The organism is Shewanella sp. QJM3NY_23, assembly GCF_056173105.1.
In genome coordinates this window covers 2,029,249-2,054,377 of record NZ_CM149657.1, presented here as the reverse complement: position 1 = coordinate 2,054,377, position 25,129 = coordinate 2,029,249, and the positions used below count along the sequence as shown (strand labels likewise).

The 25,129-nt window shown below is 44.9% G+C and carries 19 protein-coding genes and 1 pseudogene; 13 read left to right on the top strand and 7 right to left on the bottom strand.

Annotated elements, in window-relative coordinates:
- Positions 1 to 329: 329 nt before the first annotated feature.
- Positions 330 to 1,885 (bottom strand): IS3 family transposase gene (locus AC0VXX_RS09320; RefSeq protein ID WP_475514016.1). Its coding sequence is split into 2 segments (ribosomal slippage): positions 330 to 1,432 and positions 1,432 to 1,885, totalling 1,557 coding nucleotides; the frame shifts between segments, so codons are not numbered across the junction.
- Positions 1,886 to 2,183: 298 nt separating this feature from the next.
- Between AC0VXX_RS09320 and AC0VXX_RS09315 the strand changes: the two genes are divergently transcribed.
- Entirely contained in the window at positions 2,184 to 2,873 is a 690-nt protein-coding gene (locus tag AC0VXX_RS09315; protein ID WP_475514015.1) for a hypothetical protein, read from the top strand.
- A 211-nt stretch (positions 2,874 to 3,084) separates the two neighbouring features.
- Here AC0VXX_RS09315 and yfaE read toward each other — a convergent pair whose 3' ends face one another.
- The 5 genes from yfaE to ubiG all read right to left on the bottom strand — a co-directional run bounded on the left by yfaE (position 3,085) and on the right by ubiG (position 9,067).
- Entirely contained in the window at positions 3,085 to 3,465 is a 381-nt protein-coding gene (gene yfaE / locus AC0VXX_RS09310; protein WP_475514014.1) for a class I ribonucleotide reductase maintenance protein YfaE, read from the bottom strand.
- 121 nt (positions 3,466 to 3,586) lie between these two features.
- Complete coding sequence (nrdB, locus tag AC0VXX_RS09305; protein ID WP_475514013.1) at positions 3,587 to 4,717, bottom strand: class Ia ribonucleoside-diphosphate reductase subunit beta; 1,131 nt, start codon at positions 4,715 to 4,717, stop codon at positions 3,587 to 3,589.
- 73 nt (positions 4,718 to 4,790) lie between these two features.
- Positions 4,791 to 7,079, bottom strand: a complete 2,289-nt coding sequence (gene nrdA, locus AC0VXX_RS09300; RefSeq protein WP_475514012.1) for a class 1a ribonucleoside-diphosphate reductase subunit alpha — start codon at positions 7,077 to 7,079, stop codon at positions 4,791 to 4,793.
- A gap of 577 nt (positions 7,080 to 7,656) precedes the next feature.
- Complete coding sequence (locus AC0VXX_RS09295) at positions 7,657 to 8,358, bottom strand: HAD family hydrolase (protein WP_475516981.1); 702 nt, start codon at positions 8,356 to 8,358, stop codon at positions 7,657 to 7,659.
- Positions 8,351 to 9,067: a bifunctional 2-polyprenyl-6-hydroxyphenol methylase/3-demethylubiquinol 3-O-methyltransferase UbiG gene (ubiG, locus tag AC0VXX_RS09290; RefSeq protein WP_475514011.1), complete on the bottom strand. Its 717-nt coding sequence runs from the start codon at positions 9,065 to 9,067 to the stop codon at positions 8,351 to 8,353. Before ubiG ends, AC0VXX_RS09295 begins: the two co-directional genes overlap by 8 nt.
- A gap of 298 nt (positions 9,068 to 9,365) precedes the next feature.
- Between ubiG and gyrA the strand changes: the two are divergent.
- Positions 9,366 to 12,058 (top strand): annotated as a pseudogene (gene gyrA / locus AC0VXX_RS09285) (DNA gyrase subunit A).
- A 188-nt stretch (positions 12,059 to 12,246) separates the two neighbouring features.
- Positions 12,247 to 13,335: a 3-phosphoserine/phosphohydroxythreonine transaminase gene (gene serC / locus AC0VXX_RS09280; protein WP_475516887.1), complete on the top strand. Its 1,089-nt coding sequence runs from the start codon at positions 12,247 to 12,249 to the stop codon at positions 13,333 to 13,335.
- A gap of 72 nt (positions 13,336 to 13,407) precedes the next feature.
- Here serC and AC0VXX_RS09275 read toward each other — a convergent pair whose 3' ends face one another.
- Positions 13,408 to 14,598 (bottom strand): amino acid aminotransferase, encoded by a 1,191-nt coding sequence (locus AC0VXX_RS09275; RefSeq protein ID WP_475516886.1) that lies wholly within the window; start codon positions 14,596 to 14,598, stop codon positions 13,408 to 13,410.
- 389 nt (positions 14,599 to 14,987) lie between these two features.
- Between AC0VXX_RS09275 and aroA the strand changes: the two genes are divergently transcribed.
- The 10 genes from aroA (at position 14,988) to AC0VXX_RS09225 (ending at position 25,051) form a co-directional block, all read left to right on the top strand.
- Positions 14,988 to 16,268: a 3-phosphoshikimate 1-carboxyvinyltransferase gene (gene aroA, locus AC0VXX_RS09270; protein ID WP_475516885.1), complete on the top strand. Its 1,281-nt coding sequence runs from the start codon at positions 14,988 to 14,990 to the stop codon at positions 16,266 to 16,268.
- A 184-nt stretch (positions 16,269 to 16,452) separates the two neighbouring features.
- Positions 16,453 to 17,145: a (d)CMP kinase gene (gene cmk / locus AC0VXX_RS09265; RefSeq protein ID WP_475516884.1), complete on the top strand. Its 693-nt coding sequence runs from the start codon at positions 16,453 to 16,455 to the stop codon at positions 17,143 to 17,145.
- Positions 17,146 to 17,244: 99 nt separating this feature from the next.
- Positions 17,245 to 18,912, top strand: a complete 1,668-nt coding sequence (gene rpsA, locus AC0VXX_RS09260) for a 30S ribosomal protein S1 (RefSeq protein ID WP_110457652.1) — start codon at positions 17,245 to 17,247, stop codon at positions 18,910 to 18,912.
- Positions 18,913 to 18,983: 71 nt separating this feature from the next.
- The gene (gene ihfB, locus AC0VXX_RS09255; RefSeq protein ID WP_475516883.1) at positions 18,984 to 19,271 is read left to right on the top strand and encodes an integration host factor subunit beta; all 288 of its coding nucleotides are present in this window, start codon (positions 18,984 to 18,986) and stop codon (positions 19,269 to 19,271) included.
- 122 nt (positions 19,272 to 19,393) lie between these two features.
- Complete coding sequence (locus tag AC0VXX_RS09250) at positions 19,394 to 19,714, top strand: lipopolysaccharide assembly protein LapA domain-containing protein (protein WP_475516882.1); 321 nt, start codon at positions 19,394 to 19,396, stop codon at positions 19,712 to 19,714.
- A gap of 1 nt (position 19,715) precedes the next feature.
- Positions 19,716 to 20,876, top strand: a complete 1,161-nt coding sequence (gene lapB, locus AC0VXX_RS09245) for a lipopolysaccharide assembly protein LapB (RefSeq protein WP_475516881.1) — start codon at positions 19,716 to 19,718, stop codon at positions 20,874 to 20,876.
- Between the two features lie 33 nt (positions 20,877 to 20,909).
- Positions 20,910 to 21,605 carry an orotidine-5'-phosphate decarboxylase gene (pyrF, locus tag AC0VXX_RS09240; RefSeq protein ID WP_475516880.1) on the top strand — a complete coding sequence of 232 codons (696 nt, stop codon included), beginning with the start codon at positions 20,910 to 20,912 and terminating at the stop codon, positions 21,603 to 21,605.
- Between the two features lie 78 nt (positions 21,606 to 21,683).
- Positions 21,684 to 22,517 carry an SDR family oxidoreductase gene (locus AC0VXX_RS09235; RefSeq protein WP_475516879.1) on the top strand — a complete coding sequence of 278 codons (834 nt, stop codon included), beginning with the start codon at positions 21,684 to 21,686 and terminating at the stop codon, positions 22,515 to 22,517.
- Positions 22,518 to 22,600: 83 nt separating this feature from the next.
- Positions 22,601 to 23,143 carry a DUF2058 domain-containing protein gene (locus tag AC0VXX_RS09230; protein WP_475516878.1) on the top strand — a complete coding sequence of 181 codons (543 nt, stop codon included), beginning with the start codon at positions 22,601 to 22,603 and terminating at the stop codon, positions 23,141 to 23,143.
- A gap of 150 nt (positions 23,144 to 23,293) precedes the next feature.
- Positions 23,294 to 25,051, top strand: coding sequence for an acyl-CoA dehydrogenase C-terminal domain-containing protein (locus AC0VXX_RS09225; RefSeq protein WP_475516877.1), 1,758 nt, complete (start codon positions 23,294 to 23,296; stop codon positions 25,049 to 25,051).
- Positions 25,052 to 25,129 lie beyond the last annotated feature (78 nt).

Sequence of the window (25,129 nt, the reverse complement as noted above, 5' to 3'; positions counted from 1 at the left end):
AGCATAATAAGCGAATAACGTGGTGTTGCTACGACATTACTGATGCAAAAACGACTTTATTGTAGCAGTGTCGTTTGTCGATGTAGAGACTGATGGGGTACCAATCTAGAATTGGCCGTAAACGCCTAATACAATTATTGATAAACCAACCAATATAGCTTCTTCACTCCCTTCCTACATCTCAATTAGAGTGGATAATGTTATTATCTACATTATGGAAAAACCTACAACTCAGAGTGTTAACAGTTTGTTGACGTGAATCTGGCCAGTTGCTAGCATGGTTGCAATACCGGTGTTTTTCAAGGTAGTTGGCACTCTTTACTTAAATTTTAAGCTGCATTTCTTGTTTCAGTTTCAGACTCTTTTTTTGGGTTCAACACTACCTCACCGATAACGTCACAGTTCCTTATACCGTTTGGCCAGCGTTTAGGGTTTCTTGATCTTGCCTCTTCTAGTACCTCCTTACGCTTAGATAAAATCGCTTTATCTTGCATCGCATGTCGCTCACTCGGTGATACAAAATTGAGCTTACTGTGCTTATGTTTGGTATTGTACCAAGTCACAAACTCTTCTACCCATTCCCGTGCCTCGGTGATGTTTTTAAAGCCAGAGCTAGGCCATTCCGGCCGATACTTTAAGGTTCTGAATAATGCTTCGGAGTAAGGATTGTCATTGCTTACGCTTGGTCTACTTAACGAAGCGGTAACACCTAACTCTTCAAGCTTGGCTTTCATCGTCAATGACTTCATCGGAGCACCGTTATCAGAGTGCAGTACTAACGGTTTTTTGAAGCATTGCTCACGTAGCATATTGCGCTGCATTAACTCGGCCGCTAGCTCACCACATTCTCGGTCATGGACTTCATAACCCACTATCTTACGGCTATAAATATCCTCAAACATATACAGATAATAAAAGCGCCCTTTGATGACCGAGGCTAAATAAGTAATATCCCAAGACCATACTTTGTTTGGCCCATCTGCAACGTAAGCATCTGGTTTGCTTCTTTTTGTTACGCCTTGGCTTCGCCCACGCCGATTTAATTGTTCATTGGCTTTTAACACTCGATAAAAACTCGACTCTGAAGCGATATAGACCCCCTCATCAAGCAGTGTCGGCACGATTTGTGAGGGAGGTAGGCTTGCAAACCTTACCTCATTAGAGGTTGCCAATATCTGCTCTTGCTCATCATCATTAAGCTTGTTAGCAGGCGCCCGTCTTACTGCCGTAGGCCTTAAATCTGCCTGCACTTTTCCTGCTCGATACCAGCGGCGATACGTCCGTTTACTTAACTCTGCTTCAGCGCAAGCTTTGTAAAGACGCGCACCGTGGGCATAAGCTTCTTGTATTAAATCCACCAGTGTTATGCGCTTAGGCAAAGGCGTTAACTCTCCTCGCTGTCGTCCTCCCAAAGCGCATTGAGCTTTTTTCTAAGCACCAGTAAAGCCGCAGCTTCAGCGAGTGCCTTCTCCTTATAACGTAATTCTCGTTGCAGGGATTTTATTTCTGCCTTGTCTGATTTGGCTTGCTGCTTAATCGTTTTAGCTTGAACTTCACTCGTCTTAAAACCACCTAAACAATCTTGTTTCCACTGCTGAACTTGTTCTCGAAACAAGCCTTTTTCTCGGCAATATTGGCTGATTTCAGTTTCTGACATTGGTGCTGTTTCAATGAGAACTGCAAACTTAGCTTCAGCTGACCAATCATTACTGGTTAATGTTTTACCTGGCACAGGGCGACCCTCTTTTTTGGCTTTATCTCGCCAATGATACAGGGTTTGGTAGGAGATCCCCTCACTGCGAGCCACTTCCGTGACCGTCATATTGTGGGGAGGTAATAATTTCTTTAAGACAGCGTCTTTACGTTCAGGTGAATATCGTGCCATTGAGCTCTCATTGACCGCCCCCTTTATTTAATTATTGGATGATTTTAAGGGGTGACAACAATCCTGACACAGGGGGATACTGTGGGCTATATTTAAATATGTTCTGTTTATAATTTTATAGGGAAATAATGATTATAAATAAATGTGACTATATATTCGCGATTTCCTTATCGAGCGGCGACTTTGCTTACGTAATTAATCCTATTCCAATATGTGAAAAATAGTTGCTTAGGCACAATCCTAGATCATTATGGTAGAACACACTAGAATTCAATAATCACTTGAGAGTTGGTAAATCATGATTGCAAATAAAAAAGTACTATCATCACTACTTATTTTAGCCATAATGTCTATTGTGTTTGTCTATTTTTATAGTTCAAGCAATGATTCATCCTTATCAGAAAGTAATGAAGTTAAAGAAAGTGAAAACCTTGATTTTGTGAGTGATGGCAGCAATGCTTTATCTAACAGTTATGAAGGTAAATCAAATAATCAGATTTCTGAAACTGATAGGCAAAGTTATAAAATAGGAGATAAGCAGATAAAAGTTAGCGACATTGGTGAAAAACTTTATCAATCGATCGTGAGTGATAATGTTGTTGATGGCGTTACTCTAGCAGCAATAATGACATCTCCAGTATATAGAGAGATTGTTAAAGAACTGCCTAATTATACAAATAAAGAGTCTGATACTGTTGAGTATGAAAACCGTATTAGCGACTATATAAACAAGTCAGATGTGAATCCACTTCTTAGCGATTATGACGTTGCCTGTAATAATGATGTTTGTTTTGGTTATTTTGCTTCTGAATCTAAAGGTGAGTTAGAGGATTTTTTCAATGAGTTTATTCGCAGAGCGAGTTCCCCGACTCATAAATCGGGGTATGTTAACTCTATGAAAGTCTACAATTCAGACACTGGAATTTTCGAGTACCGAGTTTCTTTTAATTCCAACCCTGAAGTAAAATCAATAATACTACCTAGGTAAATTGAACCAAATTACTGTTTCGTGATTTCCAATACAATAAAAAGGCTAACCTTATCGGTTAGCCTTTTATTGAACCAATGGCTGGGGCTTGTTAAGCCAGCAATGCTGTTAATTATCTGCGATAGTCTTAAAGATGAGCCTAAGTGCAAGGATGACTAATGGTGGTAATCGTTGCACGTTTAGCACAATGACAATCCTTAAGCATGAAGGATTAACATTTCAGTTGATTTTGTCTTGACTGATTAACCGTTGTGGCAGAGCTGTTGTTCGAGCTTGACGCACGAGTGATGACCACATTAGCGCCTTGAGCCGATAAGGCCAAGTCCACGTCGCCATCGGGATGACAGCAACAAGGCAGACATTCATCGGCCTCCAGTTCAACTAAAGGCTCAGTATGATATATCACCGAGCCATGATTGAGTTTGGTTTTACAGGCGCCACAAAAGCCGTTTCGGCATTCTGAAAATACCTTAACGTTTTTCTGCTCCAGAGCCTGTAGCAGGCTGACGTGCTGCTCAGTATAGAGCAGCACTGGCTGGCCTTGTAGGCTGACAATGGGCGCTTTTTTAAAGGTCACTTGCTTAAACGTCATGCTTATAATTATCTAACATCTATTTATTGAGCTATGATTGCTCACGTTATGGTGACTAAAAATAGGATGCATCGATTTAGCCATGCAGGGTGATTCGTCACTCAATCACAGAGCTATATGATTACAGATCAAAATCGGCAAACTGACTTTCATCGACTGAAGAGTCAATTTGGCCCACAAGGTAAGATGATACTTCTACCTCTTGCGGCGCGACCTGTACTGAATCACTTTCTAGCCAGTTCTTCATCCAAGGCAGCGGGTTGCTCTGATCTGCGTACGGGCTGACTAAGTTAACCGATTTCATACGTTCATTAGTGATGTACTCAACGTATTGGCATAAGATCTGTTCGTTAAGACCGATCATTGAGCCATCTTTGAATAGGTATTTTGCCCACTCTTTTTCTTGCTCTGCCGCTTTGATAAAGATATCTGTGGCTATCTGCTCACACTCTTTAGCAATTTCACCCATCTCTGGATCGTCTTTACCCGCTTGCATAATCTTAAGGATATGCTGGGTACCATTTAAGTGAAGTGCTTCATCACGGGCGATCAATCGAATAATTTTAGCGTTACCTTCCATTACTTTACGTTCAGCGAATGCAAAAGAGCAGGCAAAGCTCACGTAAAAACGAATCGCTTCCAATACGTTAACCGACACCATACACAGATACAGTGCTTTTTTGATCTCACGCTGGGTGACCACGACGTGTTTACCGTCGATCTCGTGCGTACCTTCGCCAAACAAATGGAAGGCTTGGCTAAGGACAATCAACTTATCGTAGTACTCGGCGATATCGCTAGCACGCTTAAGGATCTCTTCATTAGCGACGATATCGTCAAATACTACCGATGGGTCGTTAACAATGTTACGGATAATGTGAGTGTATGAGCGTGAATGAATGGTTTCAGAAAACGACCAAGTTTCAATCCAGGTTTCTAACTCGGGTAATGATACCAAGGGTAAAAATGCCACGTTAGGTGAGCGGCCTTGAATCGAATCAAGCAGAGTCTGATACTTTAAGTTTGAAATGAAAATATGCTTTTCATGATCAGGTAGGCCAGCGTAGTCGATTTTGTCTTTGCTGACATCGACTTCTTCTGGACGCCAGAAAAAGGATAATTGCTTTTCGATTAGTTTTTCAAAAACTTCATATTTTTGAATATCATAACGCGCTACATTGACTGATTGCCCCAAAAACATGGGTTCCAGTGAAGCATTATTAGCGGTTTGACAAAATGTAGAATAGGCCATGTTTCTATCTTCCGACAATGGGGGCTAAGCCCCCATATATTAACGTTAAATACTGATGATAAACATCAAGTGATTAGATCTTACACGCGCCGCCAGCGCAACTATCATCTTCTTTTTCAATGGCGGTGATATCGTCATGACTATCTGAGGCGCCATCACGAGTGTTGTGATAGTAAAGTGTCTTCACACCGTATTTGTAAGCGGTCAATAGATCTTTTAGCAACACTTGCATAGGGACTTTTGACCCAGGGAAACGACTTGGGTCATAGTTAGTATTGGCAGAAATCGATTGGTCGACAAACTTTTGCATTAAACCCACTAATTGCAAATAACCATCGTTGTTCGGCATTTGCCATAATAGTTCATAGCTATGCTGATATTTTTCAAAGTCAGGTACCACCTGCTTAAGCTGCCCATCTTTACTGGCTTTCACGCTAATTAATCCGCGTGGAGGTTCAATGCCATTGGTGGCATTTGAGATCTGTGATGAGGTCTCTGATGGCATCAGGGCCGACAGCGTAGAGTTACGTAGGCCATGAGTCACTATCTCTTCACGCAGTGTTTCCCAATCAAGGTGCAATGGCTCGTCACAAATTTTATCCAAGTCACGCTTATAGGTGTCTATGGGTAAAATGCCTTTGGCGTAATTGGTCTCATGGAACAATGGGCAAGCGCCTTGTTCTTTAGCCAAGTTCACCGATGCTTTCAATAGATAATATTGGATAGCTTCAAAGGTTCTGTGGGTAATGCCGTTGGCTGAACCGTCTGAGTAACGTACCCCTTCTTTAGCCAAGTAGTTGGCGAAGTTAATCACACCTATCCCTAAGGTGCGACGGTTCATCGATGCTTTATGAGCCGAGGTGATAGGGTAATCTTGATAATCGAGTAGATTATCTAGCGCACGTACAGCAAGGTCTGCTAATGGCTCTAGCTCTTCAAGATTCTTAATTGCACCTAAGTTAAGGGCAGATAAGGTACATAGTGCGATTTCACCGTTAGGATCGTCAACATTATTCAATGGCTTGGTTGGCAGTGCAATTTCTAAACATAAGTTAGATTGACGCACTGGGGCTACTTTTGAGTCGAATGGGCTGTGAGTATTACAGTGATCGACGTTTTGAATATAAATACGGCCAGTAGAAGCACGCTCTTGCATCATTAACGCAAATAGCTCTACGGCTTTAATCTGTTTCTTACGAATGCTGTCATCCGCTTCATATTGCAGATAAAGACGTTCAAACTCGGCTTGATCTTCAAAAAACGCATCATACATGCCAGGTACGTCAGATGGGCTGAATAAGCTTATCATGCCGCCTTGGATCAAGCGTTGATACATCAACTTGTTGATCTGAACCCCATAGTCCAAATGACGAATACGGTTATCGTCAACACCACGGTTGTTTTTCAATACCAGCAGTGATTCAACTTCTAAATGCCACATAGGGTAGAAGAGGGTCGCTGCGCCGCCACGAACGCCGCCTTGTGAGCACGACTTAACCGCGGTTTGGAAATACTTATAAAAAGGTAAGCAACCCGTGTGGAAAGCTTCGCCGCCACGAATTGGGCTACCTAGCGCACGAATGCGACCAGCATTAATACCAATACCGGCACGTTGTGATACGTACTTTACAATGGCCGACGCGGTGGCATTGATTGAGTCTAAGCTATCGCCACATTCAATCAGTACGCACGAGCTGAACTGACGCGTAGGGGTACGCACACCCGCCATGATGGGGGTGGGTAGCGAGATCTTAAAGGTTGAAGTCGCATCATAGAAGTTTTTTACATAATCTAGACGCGTCTCTCTTGGGTATTTGGCAAACAAACATGCCGCAACCAGGATATATAAGAACTGGGCGCTCTCATAAATCTCATGGCTAACCCGGTTTTGTACCAAGTACTTGCCTTCGAGTTGTTTAACGGCTGCGTAAGAGAAGTTCATGTCGCGCCAGTGATCGATATGCTCATCAAGCAAATCTAACTCTTCGCGGGTGTAGTCACTTAGGATGTGGCTGTCGTATTTGCCCATCTCCACCAGCTTAACGACATGATCATACAGCTTGGGTGGTTCAAATTGACCAAAGGCTTTCTTACGCAAATGGAAGATAGCTAAACGGGCAGAGAGAAACTGATAATCAGGTGATTCTGGCGAGATTAAATCTGCGGCAGCCTTAATAATGGTTTCATGGATTGCTTCAGTTGGAATTCCATCATAAAACTGAAGGTGAGAACGTAATTCCACTTCAGAGACAGAGACATTTTTCAGTCCTTTTGCCGCCCAAGTGATCACTCGGTGGATCTTATCGAGATCGATAGTTTCACGTTCGCCACTGCGTTTAGTGACTTGCATAGTGCTGTTCATTAAAGATAAGCCTTGATTAAATATTGCGGTCAAATGAGTTGAAAAAAAACACTCAACGTTTCCCTGTCAAAACAATCGAAAAGTTAACGAAAATTACCAAAATACAACTTAGGTTCTAGTGGCTTCGATCGTCACTCACACACAATATATGGTGTTATATAAAATATAGGATACAAGATAGTGAGGTTGGCGGCATTTTGCAAGCGAGATTTTAGGGGACAAGTTGTGGATATCTTGGGGGTAACGCTTAGGGTTAGTAATGGCTAACCTTTAAGCCTTGTTTTCAATTATGCTTGCTCATTTGAAGTCACTTTTGAGCGATTAAATTTAAACGAATAGAACGCTAGTTTTATCATCGATCGTGGCGATCGTTTATTCATCATTGGGCTAAGTTTGCGATCCTATCACTGTTAACATTCATCAATCTGTTTCTAAGTAAAAGCATACAAGCAATGGTAAAGCGACACTTAGGAACAACATTTCATTGAAACGCCGTTAAACTCATGGTGTTTTTGTTAAATCAACACCAACAAACCGCTTAATGTTGCGATTAGTGCGATTTGCTGGCTATTAATGGTTAGTTTACGCTGTGGTTTACAGAAGCCTGAGTCAGATAATCGATAATGGCTTGTGGTTTATCAAAGCATACTTGGTGCGGCCAATGAGTAGGATTATCATCTTCGGCAATATAACCCCACATGGCAATGGCGCCAAGCATGTGGCTATTTTGCGCCGCTTCAAGATCGCGCCGTGCATCACCGATATAGATGATGTTATGTGCATGGTAGCCCAGCTGCTGCGCAGCTAACAGCATCGGTGCTGCGGCGGGTTTACCTTGGGTGGTAGTGTCGCCGCTGATAACGCTGCTCATACAATCGATAAGGGGCTGTTGCCCTAAGCGCAGTGTGGCTAATAATGGGCGGGCAAATCGTGCTGCCTTATTGGTGACAACACCAAAGGCAATGCCATTATCAATTAAATAGCGCAGTACCTCTGTTATGCCATCAAACAACTTAGCATGGTCGCCATTGATACGTTGATAATGCGCCAGCAGCGCCTGCTGCAGTTGGACTTTTTGCGCAGCATCGAGTGTCGGCTGAGCCGCGGTGACTAGGGCTAAACTGCCATTGGATGCGGCGTCACGTACATCTTCAAGCGCAACACTGGGGTAATCAAAATCGTGCAGAGCCAGATTCAGCGCCGCGACAAGATCGGGCGCGGTATCAACCAAGGTGCCGTCTAAATCAAACAGCACCCCAAGGATCGCGCTATTAGGCATCGTCATTTTTGATAGTCGCTATCATATAATTGACATCGAGACTCTTGGTATAACGAAACATGCCGCTCATCGGGTTGTAAGTGATCCCCGTGGCGTCGCTGCAGATAAGCTCGGCATTATCAGCCATCGCGATAAGCTCGGCAGGTTTGATGTATTTTTTATGATCATGGGTGCCTACGGGTAACATTTTCAGCAGATATTCAGCACCCAGTACCGTTTCTATATAGGCACGAATATTACGGTTAATAGTAGAGAAAAACACATAGCCACCTGGTTTAACCATGTCACTGCAAGCTTGAATGACAGAGGCAGGATCGGGGACATGTTCGAGCATCTCCATGCAGGTGACTACATCATAAGTACCAAGGTGGTTATCGCGGTGGGCTTCAGCGGTATCTTGAATGTAATTGATCTTAACACCGGTCTCAAGCGCATGTAGACGAGCGACGTCTAATGGCTCTGTTCCCATGTCTAGCCCATCCACTTTGGCGCCAATACGGGCCATACTCTCAGACAAGATCCCGCCACCGCAGCCGACATCTAATACTCGCTTGCCAAACAGGCCACCGACCGTTTGGTCGATGAAGTTCAGTCGTAGCGGGTTGAGTTTGTGAATAGGTTTAAACTCGCCTTCAGGATCCCACCAGGTTTCTGCCATCTTTTCAAATTTAGCGATTTCCTGTGGATCAACATTGCTATGGTTAGACACTCTTGGACCTCTCATCGAGATTTTATTGTGGTGCTATTATACCGATAGCAATTAATAAACAAAGGATAATCAATCAGGTTGCGCAAGCTATGCTGTGACTTTGCTGTCAAAGCATACAGGGTTTGATTTGAGTCAATGTTTATCGGTTTAATCATATATTTGCTGGGAAATATCAATAGGGTCTAGCGACAATAATTATCTGTGTTAGAATGCCAAATCACGTTTTCAGGCTTGATACAACACTGTTTTATTTTCATACAGTGGGGTGTCGGCTAAATTTCAAGGGATCGAGCAGTTTATGACTGATCTGGCTTCATCTATAACACCAATTAATATTGAAGACGAATTAAAGAATTCATATTTAGATTACGCCATGAGCGTTATCGTTGGCCGTGCTCTACCTGATGTAAGAGACGGACTCAAACCTGTTCACCGCCGCGTGTTATTCGCGATGAACGAACTCAAGAATGATTGGAATAAACCCTATAAAAAATCGGCACGTGTTGTCGGTGACGTTATCGGTAAATATCACCCACATGGTGATACTGCAGTTTATGACACTATCGTTCGTATGGCGCAGCCATTCTCGCTACGTTACACCCTAGTTGATGGCCAAGGTAACTTTGGTTCGGTCGACGGTGACTCTGCAGCTGCAATGCGTTATACCGAAATTCGTATGGAGAAGTTAGCTCACTCTTTACTGGCTGACTTAGACAAAGAAACCGTCGATTTTGTACCTAACTACGATGGTACCGAATTCATTCCGGCCGTATTACCGACGCGCGTACCTAACCTGTTAATCAACGGTTCATCAGGTATTGCTGTTGGTATGGCAACCAATATCCCACCGCACAACTTAACCGAAGTGGTAAAAGGGTGCTTAGCGTTAATCGAAGAGCCAAGCTTATCGATTGAACAGCTAATGGAATATATTCCAGGGCCTGATTTTCCAACTGCCGCCACTATTAACGGTCGCAAAGGCATCATTGATGCTTACAATACTGGCCGAGGCCGCGCCGTCATGCGCGCTAAAGCGGAAGTGGAAACTGAAGACAATGGCCGTGAACGCATTATCGTTCATGAGATCCCTTATCAAGTGAACAAGGCTCGCCTAATCGAAAAGATTGCCGAGCTGGTTAAAGATAAGAAGATTGAAGGCATTAGCGGCCTGCGCGATGAGTCAGATAAAGACGGTATGCGTATCGTTATCGAGATTAAGCGCGGCGAAGTGGGTGAGGTTGTCCTTAATAACCTTTATGCCCAAACTCAAATGCAGTGCTCTTTTGGTATAAACATGGTGGCGTTGACCGACGGTCAGCCTAAGCTGTTTAACCTTAAAGAGATGCTCGAGTGCTTTATTTTACACCGCCGTGAAGTGGTGACTCGCCGCACCGTGTTTGAACTGCGTAAAGCTCGCGAACGTGCTCATATCTTGGAAGCACTCGCCATTGCTCTGGCAAACATCGATCCTATTATTGCGCTTATCAAAGCCTCGCCAACCCCAGCTGAAGCCAAAGTACAACTGGTGGCACAGGGCTGGGAACTGGGTCATGTACAAAGCATGCTCGAGAAGGCGGGTGATGATGCCGCACGTCCAGAATGGTTAGAGCCAGAGTTTGGTATTCGCGATGGTAAATATTACCTGACTGAGCAACAAGCTCAGGCGATTCTAGAACTGCGCTTACATCGCTTAACGGGTCTAGAACATGAGAAAATTCTATCAGAATATGAAGAACTACTGATCTTCATCGCTGGACTATTGCTTATTTTGAGCAGCCCTGAGCGTCTGATGGAAGTGATCAAAGAAGAGCTTGAAGAGATTTTAGAGCAGTACGGTGATGAACGACGCACCATCATTAATGCCAACGAAATTGACATGAGCCTTGAAGATCTGATCAACGAAGAAGATGTGGTCGTGACCCTGTCTCATCTTGGTTATGCTAAATACCAACCTCTGTCTGACTACCAAGCTCAGCGTCGTGGTGGTAAAGGTAAAGCAGCGACTAAGGTTAAAGATGAAGATTTCGTCGAAAAATTATTGGTCGCCAATACCCACGACACCATCTTGTGCTTCTCTGACTTTGGTAAGATGTACTGGCTGAAAGTGTATCAACTACCGTTAGCCAGTCGCACCGCCCGTGGTCGACCCATTGTTAACTTGTTGCCACTGTCTGATGGTGAACATATCACGGCAATCTTACCGGTACGTGAATACGCTGAAGATAAGTTTATTATCATGGCGACCTCGCACGGTACAGTGAAGAAAACCGCATTAACCGCCTACAGTAACCCACGTGCTAACGGTATCATTGCCGTTAACCTGAAAGATGGCGATCAGCTTATTGGTGTCGATATTACCGATGGTAATGACGATATCATGTTGTTCTCTAACGAAGGTAAAGTGGTTCGATTCAATGAAAAAGCCCGTAACTCTGAGACGGGTGAAGTGAAAATCGATCCTGAAACTGGCGAAGAAATTATAGCCCTGCGTGCCATGGGCCGTACGGCAACCGGTGTACGCGGTATTAAGCTAGAAGAAGGCCACAGTGTGGTTTCACTTATCGTGCCAAAAGGTGATGGCGATATCCTTACCGTGACCGAAAATGGTTATGGCAAACGTACAGCCTTGTCTGAGTACCCGGCTAAGAGCCGTGGCACTAAAGGGGTGGTTTCTATCAAGGTGAGCGAACGAAACGGTGCCGTTGTTGGTGCAGTTCAAGTTGGCGAAAATGATGAAATCATGCTGATCAGTAACAAGGGGCCTTGGTGCGTACACCAGCAACTGGCGTATCGAGCATTGGTCGTAACACTCAAGGTGTGACTATCATTCGCACCGCAGAAGATGAGAAAGTGGTCGGTCTACAGCGTATCGATGAGATCCAAGATGAAGTCGAACTAGACGAAGAGGGTAATCCTATCTTAGTCGACGCTCATGAAGCGCCTGTTGAGGGTGCATCGGGTGATACACACGATACAGAGCCCGCTGAGTAACAGCTAGGTAAATTAACGGGCGTCCTTTGGGACGCTCGTTTTGTTTGTGCAAGTCAAATCCTGAGTACGTGAAACTTTGAAACTAAAATATAGTACTTGAAACGTAGTCCCCGAAACGTATTACCCATAATTAAACATAACCATTTGTACCCACGCAATGACACATCAAAGGTCAAAGGAGAAGAGAAGTGAGCGCGACATATAATTTCTGTGCAGGCCCTGCAATGTTGCCCGCCACCGTTATGCAACAGGCACAAGCGGAGTTATTAGATTGGAATGGCCAAGGTGTGTCGGTGATGGAAGTCAGTCATCGCAGTAAAGAGTTTATTGCGCTGGCAGAGCAAGCCGAGGCAGATCTGCGTGAGCTAATGTCAATACCCGACAACTACCATGTTTTGTTTATGCATGGCGGCGGTCGAGGCCAGTTTGCTGCTGTTGTGAATAATTTTTTAGGCAACAATGGTAGGGCACTCTATTTAGTCGATGGTAGTTGGTCTTTAGCCGCGGCAGAAGAAGCGATTAAACTGGTAGGTGAGCAGAATATTGACGTGCTTGATATTGTCGAAAAAAGTAATAATATCAGCAGTGTTGTCGTTCCAAATCTTAGCCGTATTGATCAAGATTATCGTTACCTACATTACTGTCCTAACGAGACTGTCGATGGTATCGAAATTTTTGATGAATTAGATTCGCCATGGCCGATTGTCGCTGACATGTCATCGAACATTATGTCGCGTGACATCGATGTAAGCCGTTTTGGGTTAATTTACGCGGGTGCGCAGAAAAACATAGGTCCTTCAGGACTGAGTATTGTTATCGTAAAAGATGAGCTATTGGCTCTGCCGCAACTGCCGCAAGCTTCAATCATGGATTACCGCTTAGCCGTTAAGCATGATTCTATGTACAACACGCCGCCGACTTTTGCCTGGTACTTGGCTGCTGAAGTGTTTAAATGGCTTAAGGGTAAAGGGGGGATTGCCGAGATGGCGAAACTCAATACGCAAAAAGCCCAAGCCCTATATCAGTTTATCGATAGCAATGACTTTTATGAAACCCGCGTGGCTAAAGCCAATCGCTCGCAAATGAATGTGACCTTTTACTTAAAAGATGAATCGCTCAACGAGCAATTTATCACTCAGGCGAAAGAAGCGGGTTTAGTCGCGTTAAAAGGCCATCGCAGTGTCGGTGGAATGCGAGCCAGTATCTATAACGCCATGCCCATTGAGGGTGTTGAAGCGTTAGTCAGATTTATGCGGGACTTTGCTGAGCAACATTAGTCGCAGCTAGCTGTTACAAGTGATTTATATTAAATGAGTTCCTAGGATAAAGATCCTAGGAACTTTTTTGTTTTATAGCACTTTGGCAATTGATTCAGCTAAGTAGTCGACATTTCCTTCAGCAATTCCCGCAATACTGATACGGCTAGAATCCACCATATAAATACTATGATCGCGTTGCAATCGTGCGACTTGCTCAGGTGTGATGCTTAAGAAAGAAAACATCCCTTTTTGCTGGGCAATAAAACTAAAATCACGGCTAACGCCTTTTTCTAGCAGTTTATTAACCAGCATGGCGCGGTTACTATTGATCCGATCCCGCATCACTTTCAGTTCATCGAGCCACTGTTGTTTTAGTTCTGTGTTGCCTAAGATAGTCTCTACTATCGCGGCGCCATGGGCCGGGGGCATAGAGTAAAGACAACGCACTACATATAACAATACCGATAATGTCACCTCGGCAGCCTGACTCGATGCTGCCACAATTGAACAGGCACCAATACGCTCACGATAGAGACCAAAGTTTTTTGAACAAGAGCTACATAAAATCATGTCGTCGACGTGAGTTGCCATTTGCCGAACTCCGTAGGCATCTTCGTCAACACCATCGCCAAAGCCTTGGTAAGCCATATCGATGAGCGGGGTGAACCCTTGTTGCACTGTGAGGTCAACGACCTTGTTCCACTGCGCATTGGTCAAATCCATGCCGCTTGGGTTGTGACAGCAGGCATGCAGTAACACTACATCGTCTTTGCCAATCTGTGCCAACGCCTGGAGCATCTCATCGAACTTAAGGGTTTTGTTGGCGTGATCATAATAGGGATAGGTTTTGACCCTTAACCCAGCGGCTTCAAATAGCCCTATATGGTTAGCCCATGTCGGGTCGCTAACCCATACGGTGGTATTGGGGTTAAGGCGTTTAATAAAATCAGCGGCGACACGCAGCGAGCCAGTGCCTCCTGGAGTCGACACGGTTCGGATGCGGCCCTCTTGCAAGGCTTGATGATCTTTGCCGAAAGCTAATTCGGCAATTAATTGATTAAACTCGGATGAGCCTGTTGGGCCAATATATACCTTGGTCTGCTCGGTATCGATACGCAGTTGTTCGGCCCGCTTTACACAAGCAAGAATGGGAGTATTACCGACAGCATCTTTATAAACGCCAACGCCTAAATCGACTTTGTGCGGATGAGGATCTTGTCGGTATTGAGCCATCAATCCTAGAATAGGATCTGCTGGCATAGGGCTCAGATTTTCAAACATATTCGATAACCTTTATTGTTGTTTTGGGCCGTAAGCGGCGAATGCGGTGAAGTGATTAAGAATAAACTAAACCCTATTCTAAGTAACAGTCAACATGATGAAATGATTTCATTGTTCAGTTGGCAATAATTCATGCCAGAGCAATTTATCCTAAGTCATTAAGGGATCACCACAGGCTACAAACCCTATTTTTAACCGCTTAGTAATAAAACGACGCAATAATGGGTAAAAATAGTAAAAAAGGGTTGAATACTGCGCGCCAATCAGTAATTTTATAACTACGAGGTTCAAAGTCTTTTGAACAGATCGCCATTTTGTCGTGATGGTAATAACGTTAATGATAACCCGCAGGCCGATAAATAGGTCGTGCAATGATAAAAGAGTGATTAATGAAGCAACTACGACTCGAGCCCATAAGCAAAGTGCAAGGTACGATTAACATTCCTGGCTCTAAGAGCATTTCTAATCGTGCATTATTATTAGCAACCTTAGCCAAAGGAACGACCACACTGACCAATCTACTCGATTCTGATGATATTGGTCATATGTTGGCTTCACTTGAACAATTAGGTGTTAACTATCGGCTTTCAGATGACAAAACCGTCTGTGAACTCGAAGGGCTTGGCGGTGCGCTCCATGCATCGCAACCTCAGTGCTTATTCTTAGGTAATGCGGGTACCGCAATGCGACCATTATGTGCGGCGCTTACCTTAGGGACAGGGCAATTTACCTTAACGGGTGAGCCCCGTATGGAAGAGCGCCCTATCGGTGACTTAGTCGATGCACTTCGGGTGCTTGGCGCTGATATTGAGTACCTTAAAAACGACGGTTTCCCCCCTCTGACGATTAATGCAACCGGCTTAAATGGCGGTGATGTCACCATTGCAGGCGATCTCTCTAGCCAGTTTTTAACGGCCTTATTAATGGTGGCGCCATTAGCAAAAGAGGCCGTTAATATTCAAATTAAGGGTGAACTCGTCTCCAAGCCCTATATCGATATCACCATCGCTTTGATGGCTCAGTTTGGTGTTCAGGTGATAAACCATAACTACCAGTGCTTTGAGATTGTTGCTGGGCAGCAATATGTATCGCCAGGAACAGTCTTAGTCGAAGGGGATGCTTCGTCTGCGTCTTACTTTTTGGCGGCCGGAGCGATAAAAGGCGGCGAAGTTAAGGTCACAGGTGTTGGGCGTAACAGCATTCAAGGCGATATTCAGTTTGCTGATGTACTGGCGAAAATGGGCGCACAGATAGAGTGGGGCGATGATTATATTATTGCCCGCGCCGCGCCATTAACTGGCGTCGACCTTGACATGAACCATATTCCCGATGCGGCGATGACAATAGCAACGACGGCCTTATTTGCCAAAGGGCCGACCACGATTCGTAATATCTATAATTGGCGCATTAAAGAAACCGACCGTTTAGCTGCCATGGCAACCGAGTTACGTAAAGTAGGCGCCGAGGTCGACGAAGGCCACGACTATATTACCGTGACGCCTCCCGAACAGCCTCACACTGCGCAGATAGATACGTACAATGACCATCGTATGGCGATGTGTTTTTCCATGTTGGCCTTTGCCGATTGTGGTATCACCATTAATGATCCCGATTGCACTTCGAAAACCTTCCCTAATTACTTTGAAAAGTTTGCTGCACTAGCAGTTTAAACTTTGCACACCTTAGGAAGCTGATAGTTTATGGCTTCCTTTTTCTGAACCTAAGCTGATCCTCCTCTGATTAATGTTAACTTTTTACCGCTTTGTTGCGGGTTTTGGTTTATAATGCGCGCGCTCTTTTTCGTGAACGGCATTCAAGATCGTTAGGGAAGATGGATTTAATTTGGAGAAACATATGTCACAACGGGCTCCTATCGTCACTATTGACGGCCCAAGCGGTGCGGGTAAAGGCACTATCAGTCAATTACTTGCTTCTCGACTAGGTTGGAAGCTGCTTGATAGCGGTGCTATTTATCGTGTTTTAGCCTTGGCGGCTATTCACCATAATGTCGAACTAGACAATGAAGCATCTTTAGCACTACTGGCCGCCCATCTCGATGTTCAATTTATAACATCTAATCACAACGGCATTAAAGTGGTACTCGAAGGAGAGGATGTTTCCCACGATATCCGCAGCCAAGAATGCTCCAACGCAGCCTCAAAAGTGGCGGCATTTCCGAGTGTTAGAGAAGCATTATTGCGTCGCCAGCGAGCCTTCGCTGAAGCGCCAGGTTTAATCGCCGATGGCCGCGATATGGGCACAGTGGTATTCCCCTCAACACCGGCTAAACTTTTTTTAACTGCCTCGGCGCAGGAAAGGGCGCAGCGGCGCTATAATCAGTTGCAGGACAAAGGCTTCGATGTTAATATCGACCGTCTTTTAGCTGAGGTCGTTGAACGCGATGAGCGCGATATGAATCGCCCCGTTGCTCCCTTGATCCCAGCCGAGGACGCTCTTGTTATCGACACGACAACAATGGGCATTGATGAAGTGGTAGAGCTTGCTCTGGCGCACATCAAACAAAAATTACCCGACGTGGGTCTGTAAAGACGCGCGTTATACTATTTGTCTCACGGATGCGACAAATGATTAATCTGACTCCACGTCTAGGATGGGCTGTGGTTTATTACTTAAAGTAAATTAAACATGACTGAATCTTTTGCTGATCTATTTGAACAATCCCTTGAAACACTTGAGTTCCGTCCAGGTTCTATCGTTCGTGGTACTGTAGTATCAATCCAGAACGGTATGGTACTTGTTGACGCTGGTCTGAAGTCTGAAAGCCCAATCCCAGCTGAACAGTTCAAAAACGCACAAGGCGTTCTTGAAATCGCAGTTGGCGACGAAGTTGACGTAGCCCTAGACTCTGTTGAAGATGGTTTCGGTGAAACTCAACTTTCTCGTGAGAAAGCTAAGCGTCACGAAGCTTGGATCGTTCTAGAAAAAGCGTACGAAGATGCTGAAACTGTAATCGGTATCATCAATGGTAAGGTTAAAGGCGGTTTCACTGTTGAATTAAACGGTATCCGTGCATTCCTACCAGGTTCTCTAGTTGACGTTCGCCCAGTTCGCGACACTGCTCACCTAGAAAACAAAGAATTAGAATTCAAAGTTATCAAGCTAGACCAGAAGCGTAACAACGTTGTTGTTTCTCGTCGTGCTGTTATCGAATCTGAAAGCAGTGCAGAACGTGATGCTCTTCTTGAGAATCTACAAGAAGGTCAAGCGGTTAAAGGTATCGTTAAGAACCTTACTGACTACGGTGCATTCGTAGACTTAGGTGGTGTTGACGGTCTACTACATATCACTGATATGGCGTGGAAACGTGTTAAGCACCCATCTGAAATCGTCAACGTTGGTGACGAAATCAACGTTAAAGTACTTAAGTACGATCGTGAGCGCACTCGTGTTTCACTAGGTCTTAAGCAACTTGGCGAAGATCCATGGTTAGAAATCAGCAAGCGCTACCCAGAAAACACTAAGTTAACTGGTCGCGTAACTAACCTAACTGACTACGGTTGTTTCGTTGAAATCGAAGAAGGTGTTGAAGGTCTAGTACACGTTTCTGAAATGGATTGGACTAACAAGAACATCCACCCATCTAAGGTTGTTAACCTAGGTGATGAAGTTGAAGTTCTAGTACTAGACATCGATGAAGAGCGTCGTCGTATTTCTCTAGGTCTTAAGCAATGTAAAGTTAACCCATGGGATGATTTTGCAGAGCGCTTCCAGAAAGGTGACAAAGTTACTGGTAAGATCAAGTCAATCACTGACTTCGGTATCTTCATCGGTCTTGACGGCGGCATCGACGGTCTAGTTCACCTATCTGACATTTCTTGGAACGGTACTGGCGAAGAAGCTGTATCTGATTACAAGAAAGGCGACGAAATCAACGCAGTTGTACTGTCAGTTGATCCAGAACGCGAGCGTATCAGCCTAGGCGTTAAGCAAACTGAAGACGATCCGTTCAATGCTTATCTTGCAGATAAGAAGAAAGGTGCTATCGTAAACGGTACTGTAGTTGCTGTTGACGCGAAAGGCGTTACCATTGAGCTAGCTGACACTGTAGAAGGTTATCTACGTGTTGCTGATATCTCACGTGAGCGTATCGAAGACGCGTCTACTGTATACTCAGTAGGTGATGCTGTTGAAGCTAAGTTCATGGGTGTGGATCGTAAGAACCGTACTATCAGCCTATCTATCAAAGCGAAAGATGAAGCTGATGAGAAAGAAGCGATGGCTAACCTGAACAAGCAAGATGACGTTGCTATGAGCAGTGCTATGGCTGAAGCGTTCAAAGCAGCTCGTAAGTAAATCGCCTGAAGTTCGGGGATGTTTCATCCCCGTTAGGTGACTGTGTTTGGCTTGATTAAAGAGGGTACAGGATGACTAAATCCGAACTAATCGAAAAACTTGCCACTAGGCAGTCGCAGCTGTCGGCAAAAGAAGTTGAAAATGCAATCAAAGAGATGTTGGAGCAAATGGCAACAACATTAGAAAGCGGTGATCGTATCGAGATCCGTGGCTTTGGTAGCTTCTCGCTTCATTATCGTGCTCCACGTACAGGCCGTAATCCAAAAACTGGAACTTCAGTCGAATTGGAAGGCAAATATGTGCCGCACTTTAAGCCAGGTAAAGAACTGCGTGAGCGCGTTGATTCGATCAACTCGTAAATGACATCGTTTTAAAAGCCTCCTCTCGGAGGCTTTTTTATGCCTAAATCATAGGTATAGCTGGCTAGTTAGCTTAAATTCTTAGATAATCATCTCACCATTACGCGTTTATGGAGTGTAACGTGAAGTCATTTATTGCGACCATCCTTGTAGCCTTGTTTTTCGTGCTTGCTTTATTATTTGGTGCTCGAAATGAACAGTTGGTAACCATTAGTTACTTTGTTGCCCAAGGCGAATATCGTCTCCCTGTGGTGTTGGGTGTGGTTTTTTTAGTTGGCTTTCTCGTCAGTTGGATTTTTGCCGTGTACCATATCGCGAAAATGAAGCTGGCAATACGCCAAGCCAATAAAAAAATAGCCCAACTGGAAGCCCAAGTCCCCACATCAGCCCTTGATGTTGCCACGGTTGAAGACCAAGTTAAACCCAAAGAACTGAACGCTTAGTATGTTAGAGATCCTGTTTCTGTTATTGCCTATTGCCGCCGGTTACGGATGGTATATGGGGCGTCGTAGTATACGGCACAAACAGAATAGTAAGCGTAAACAGCTCAGCCGAGATTATTTTACCGGTCTTAACTTTCTTCTTTCAAATGAATCAGATAAAGCGGTTGATCTCTTCATCTCCATGCTCGATGTTGACGATGACACCATAGACACCCATCTGTCTCTGGGGTCATTATTTCGTAAACGTGGCGAAGTCGATCGCTCAATTCGCATTCATCAAAATCTGATTGCTAGGCCAAGCTTGACCACCGAACAGCGTGATATTGCCATGATGGAACTGGGCAAAGATTATCTCGCCGCGGGTTTTTACGACCGCGCAGAAGAGATATTTTTAGCCCTAGTGCGACAAGATGATCACAGCGAAGAAGCTGAAGATCAGTTGGTGGCTATTTATCAAGTGACCAAAGACTGGCAAAAAGCCATCGATATCATCAAAACGCTCAAACGTAAACGCCAGCAAACGCTGAAGCATCTATCGGCACACCTTTATTGTGAGTTGGCTGATGAACAACAAGACAGTGAACTCAAATTAAAAATGCTGAGTCAGGCATTAAAGCAAGACAGTACTTGTGGTCGCGCCTTGTTAAATATGGCAAAAATATATCTTGATCAACAAGATGTTAGTCGGTGCAAAGAGATACTCAATAGGCTAAAAGAGGTCGATATTGAGCTGTTTCCTGAAGCACTGGCCATCGCGAAAGAAGCATACCAGGACAAACAAGATCAACCTGCTTACCGAGAACTGTTGCGAGAAGCATTAGAGCAGGGTGCTGGCGCCAGTGTCGCTATTACGCTGGCACAGCAGATGATAGCTCAAGGCGAAATCCAAGACGCCGAAAAACTGGTACTCGATGGCTTATATAGACACCCAACCATGAAAAGTTTCCAGCATCTGATGAAGATGCAACTGCAACATGCTGAAGATGGCCAGGCAAAGAAAAGCCTCAATATGCTAGCCGAATTGGTCGAACAACAAATTAAATTCCGTCCTAGTTACCGCTGTGTTGAGTGTGGTTTCCCGTCACACACACTCTACTGGCATTGTCCTTCGTGTAAACATTGGGGCACTATCAAGCGGATCCGCGGACTCGACGGCGAATAATACGTACTACATGCAAAGCATCAGGAGAACAAGATGAGCAGTAAACCCATTATAGTGGCGCTAGATTACGATAATAAAACCGAAGCTTTGCAGCTAATCGATAAATTAGATCCCAACATGTGCCGCCTAAAAGTGGGTAAAGAGATGTTTACCCTGTTTGGGCCCGATTTAGTCAAAGAGATCCACCGTCGTGATTTCGACCTTTTTCTCGATTTAAAATTTCATGATATCCCCAATACCGTAGCTAAAGCGGTTACTGCAGCGGCGGAGCTTGGCGTATGGATGACCAATGTGCACGCTAGTGGTGGCTTAGCCATGATGCAAGCGGCTCAGCAAGCACTGTTGCCTTATGGTGACAAAGCCCCATTGTTAATTGCTGTGACCGTATTGACCTCGATGAGCGATGACGATCTTAAGTTATTGGGGATCAATGTATCCGCCGCCGAGCATGTAAAACGACTTGCTGCGTTGACTCAACAAGCGGGTTTACACGGCATTGTTTGTTCGGCGCAAGAGGCCAGTATGTTAAAGGCTGAATTTGGGCCTGAGTTTAAGTTGGTCACCCCTGGCATTCGTCCAGCAGGCGCCGACAAAGGCGATCAACATCGCATCATGACACCGCCACAAGCCATTGCTGCAGGCTCAGACTACCTAGTCATAGGTCGTCCAATTACCAAAGCGGCTGATCCGCTTGCGGCGCTCAGTGCTATTCACGCTTCATTAGCTTAGTGCTGGCAGATACTTGACAGGCTAAGGGGAGCGCGCCTAACTTAAACGGCAACAGATGATTGGAGGGATTGAAATACCATGCAAGATAACCAAGCAATATTCGATTACTCAGGTAAACATGTCGTCGTTGTCGGTGGCACCAGTGGCATTAATTTAGGCATTGCTAAGGCATTTGCCCATGCTGGTGCTAATGTGGCAGTGGCGAGCCGTAGCCAAGATAAAGTCGATGCGGCAGTTAACCAACTGCAAAGCATTAACCCAAATGCAAACATGCTCGGTGTCAGTTTCGATGTGCGCGATCTTGAGCGGGTAAAGGCAGGCTTTGCCGTTATTGCCACTCAATATCAGCATATCGATATTTTAGTTAGTGGCGCTGCGGGGAATTTCCCCGCCTTGGCAGCTCAATTGAGCGAAAACGGCTTTAAATCTGTGATGGACATTGATTTACTGGGCAGTTTTCAGGTGTTAAAACAGGCTTATCCGTTGCTGAAAAGACCGGGTAGCAGCATCATTCAGATCTCAGCGCCCCAAGCCTATATTGCCATGCCAATGCAGGCACATGTCAGCGCTGCCAAAGCCGGCGTCGATATGCTAACTAAAAGTTTAGCATTAGAGTGGGGGAGTGAAGGGATCCGCGTTAATTCGATAGTTCCGGGCCCCATTGCCGACACCGAAGGCTTTAATCGTTTAGCGCCGAGTGAGGCATTACAGCAACGGGTGGCTCAAAGCGTGCCACTGCAACGCAATGGTCAATGCCAAGACATTGCCAATGCCGCGTTATTTTTGGCCTCGCCTATGGCGAGCTATATCACAGGTACCATCTTACCTGTTGATGGTGGCTGGTCCCTAGGCGGCGCAAGTTTGGCGATGACCGAACTGAGTAAATTAGCCCAGATGAGCCCTCGTGCTTAATGACTGTATTTAATAGATAGACTCATTTTATAACCCATAACGAGATAGCAGCAATGCTTGCTATCAAGGATAGTGAGAAACCCATGGCGAACCCATTTCAAGAACAACTGTTAAAAGCGGGTTTAGTAAGCAAACAAAAAGTGCGTGATACTAAAACCCAAAAACGCCGCGATCGTAAAGCCAAGGTAGATGATGGCTCAGAGGCGCTAAAGCAAGAAATCGCCGCCAAGAAGCAGGCTCAAATTGCCAAAGACAAAGCGCTCAATGAGCAACGTTTTGCCCAGGCGACAGAAAAAGGCCAAGTAAGAGGGCTTATCACCGAGTTTAAGCGTCTCGCCGTTGATGTACCTAAAGGAGCTGAAGTTAAATTTAACTACACTCTAGGCACTAAAATTTATTCTGTTTACATCACCGACAAGCTGCAAAGCCAACTACTTAATGGCCAACTTGGGATCGTTCGTTATGAAGAGACCAGTTATTTGGTGCCGCATAAATTAGCTGAACGAGTCCACTTATTGGTACCTGAATGGTGCGGTTACTTGTGGCAACAAGATGAGCAAGCAGAGACAGTCGCTGAAGACGATCCTTACGCGGATTATGTGATCCCTGACGATTTAATGTGGTGATCGCTGTAAATTTTTATCAAATAGCCTCGCAATTTTTGCGGGGCTTTTTTTATGGAAGCAGCCCACGGTTCCTTAACAAAAGGCTTTATTCTGTTAACGAGTTAGTATAGATTAAAACAACTGTTTTAATTTGATGTTTGAGAGTAAAAGATGAATCCATATTACGCGCCGTTGGCCGACATGAAATTCCTGCTAGAAGGTGTATTTGATGCACCGCAAACCTGGGCTAAGCTACCTCAACTTGCCGAGTCGGTAGACATGGATACCGCGGTGGCTATTATGGATGAAGCCGATAAAATCGCGCGTGATTTGATCCATCCTATAAACCGCAGTGGCGATGAGCAAGGCGTGCGTCATCAAGGTGATAAGGTGATCACACCCGACGGTTACAAAGCGGTCTATGACCAATATGCACAGGGCGGTTGGGTCGGACTCTGCGGTGAGCCTGATTTCGGTGGTATGGGAATGCCTAAAATGCTCGGGGTTCTTGTCGATGAGATGGCTTACAGTGCCTGTAACGCTTTTACGCTGTACGGCTCATTAACGGCGGGCGCGGCTTTATGCATTAACGCTCATGGCAGTGATGCACTTAAAGCAGCCTATTTACCTCAGCTTTATAGCGGTGAATGGGCTGGAGCCATGGACATGACAGAGCCGCAAGCGGGCTCGGATCTGCGTAACATTCGCACCAAAGCAGTGCCACAAGATGATGGCAGCTATCTTATTAGCGGCAGTAAAATATTCATTACTGGTGGCGATCACGATCTCACCGACAACGTTATCCATCTGGTTTTGGCCAAGTTGCCTGACTCAAACGGTATTTCGCTATTTTTAGTGCCTAAGATTAAGGTGAATGATGACGGTGAGCTGGGTGAGACTAACGGTGTTAGCGTCGGGTCGATTGAACACAAAATGGGGCTTAAGGGCTCTGCGACCTGTGTGATGAACTTTGATAATGCTCAAGGTTACCTCATTGGTAAAGCCAATCGTGGGTTAGTCTGCATGTTCACCATGATGAACTATGAGCGCTTAGCCATTGGTATTCAAGGGCTGGGTACATCTCAAGCCGCTTATCAGATGGCTGCTGAGTATGCAAAAGAGCGTACTCAAGGCGTTGCCGCTGGCGGCTCACCAACTGGGGCGATAAGCGATCCTATTTTGGTCCACGGTGATGTTAGGCGCATGCTGCTGAATATCCGTTGTTATACCGAAGCGGGCCGTGCAATGTCAGTCTATACCGGTCAACAATTGGATTTAGCCAAATATGGTGAAGGTGAAGTTAAAGCCAAAGCCGCTCGTTATGTTGGCTTGATGACTCCTGTTGCTAAGGCGTTTTTGTCCGATAGAGGTTTAGATGCCGCGGTGATGGCTCAGCAAGTGTTTGGTGGTCACGGTTATATTCGTGAAACTGGCATTGAGCAGCTAGTGCGTGACACTCGTATCGCCCAAATCTATGAGGGTACTAATGGTATCCAAGCTATCGATTTCTTAGGCCGTAAAACCACAGGCGATAATGTCACTGCATTGACTGAGTTTGTCACTGAACATCAAGCAACCTTGACCGCGATGACGCACATTTGTGACGAGCATAAAAATGCGGTGGCTTCACGATTTGAAGCCCTATTAACGGTGGCGCACCAGATCAACGATAACAAATTGACTCAACCTGCATTGATCAATGCCTCGGCGGTCGATTTTCTCGATGCCTTCGGTCATCTAATGTATGGCTATTATTGGTTATTGATGGCCGATAAAGCCGCAGGCCATCAAGATCAACAATTTAGCCAAACCAAACAGCAATTGGCTGATTTTTACATGGCTAAACTGTTACCTAAGGTCGATTACCATTTAGCTCAAGTCAGTAGTGGCGATGCGACTGTGATGGCAATGGATGAATCGCTATTCTAAATGCTGACGAATAGCTCTATAAAAGCGACATAAACAACGCGTCTAAGACCAACTTAGACGCGTTTTTGTTACTAACGC

Excerpts from the sequence above, each read along its gene's own strand:
- AC0VXX_RS09315 (WP_475514015.1), top strand. The coding sequence starts at position 2,184 with ATGATTGCAAATAAAAAAGTACTATCATCACTACTTATTTTAGCCATA.
- cmk (WP_475516884.1), top strand. The coding sequence starts at position 16,453 with ATGTCACAACGGGCTCCTATCGTCACTATTGACGGCCCAAGCGGTGCG.
- aroA (WP_475516885.1), top strand. The coding sequence starts at position 14,988 with ATGAAGCAACTACGACTCGAGCCCATAAGCAAAGTGCAAGGTACGATT.
- ihfB (WP_475516883.1), top strand. The coding sequence starts at position 18,984 with ATGACTAAATCCGAACTAATCGAAAAACTTGCCACTAGGCAGTCGCAG.
- nrdB (WP_475514013.1), bottom strand. The coding sequence starts at position 4,717 with ATGGCCTATTCTACATTTTGTCAAACCGCTAATAATGCTTCACTGGAA.
- AC0VXX_RS09295 (WP_475516981.1), bottom strand. The coding sequence starts at position 8,358 with ATGCCTAATAGCGCGATCCTTGGGGTGCTGTTTGATTTAGACGGCACC.
- yfaE (WP_475514014.1), bottom strand. The coding sequence starts at position 3,465 with ATGACGTTTAAGCAAGTGACCTTTAAAAAAGCGCCCATTGTCAGCCTA.
- AC0VXX_RS09230 (WP_475516878.1), top strand. The coding sequence starts at position 22,601 with ATGGCGAACCCATTTCAAGAACAACTGTTAAAAGCGGGTTTAGTAAGC.
- nrdA (WP_475514012.1), bottom strand. The coding sequence starts at position 7,079 with ATGAACAGCACTATGCAAGTCACTAAACGCAGTGGCGAACGTGAAACT.
- pyrF (WP_475516880.1), top strand. The coding sequence starts at position 20,910 with ATGAGCAGTAAACCCATTATAGTGGCGCTAGATTACGATAATAAAACC.
- AC0VXX_RS09235 (WP_475516879.1), top strand. The coding sequence starts at position 21,684 with ATGCAAGATAACCAAGCAATATTCGATTACTCAGGTAAACATGTCGTC.
- lapB (WP_475516881.1), top strand. The coding sequence starts at position 19,716 with ATGTTAGAGATCCTGTTTCTGTTATTGCCTATTGCCGCCGGTTACGGA.
- rpsA (WP_110457652.1), top strand. The coding sequence starts at position 17,245 with ATGACTGAATCTTTTGCTGATCTATTTGAACAATCCCTTGAAACACTT.
- AC0VXX_RS09225 (WP_475516877.1), top strand. The coding sequence starts at position 23,294 with ATGAATCCATATTACGCGCCGTTGGCCGACATGAAATTCCTGCTAGAA.
- AC0VXX_RS09275 (WP_475516886.1), bottom strand. The coding sequence starts at position 14,598 with ATGTTTGAAAATCTGAGCCCTATGCCAGCAGATCCTATTCTAGGATTG.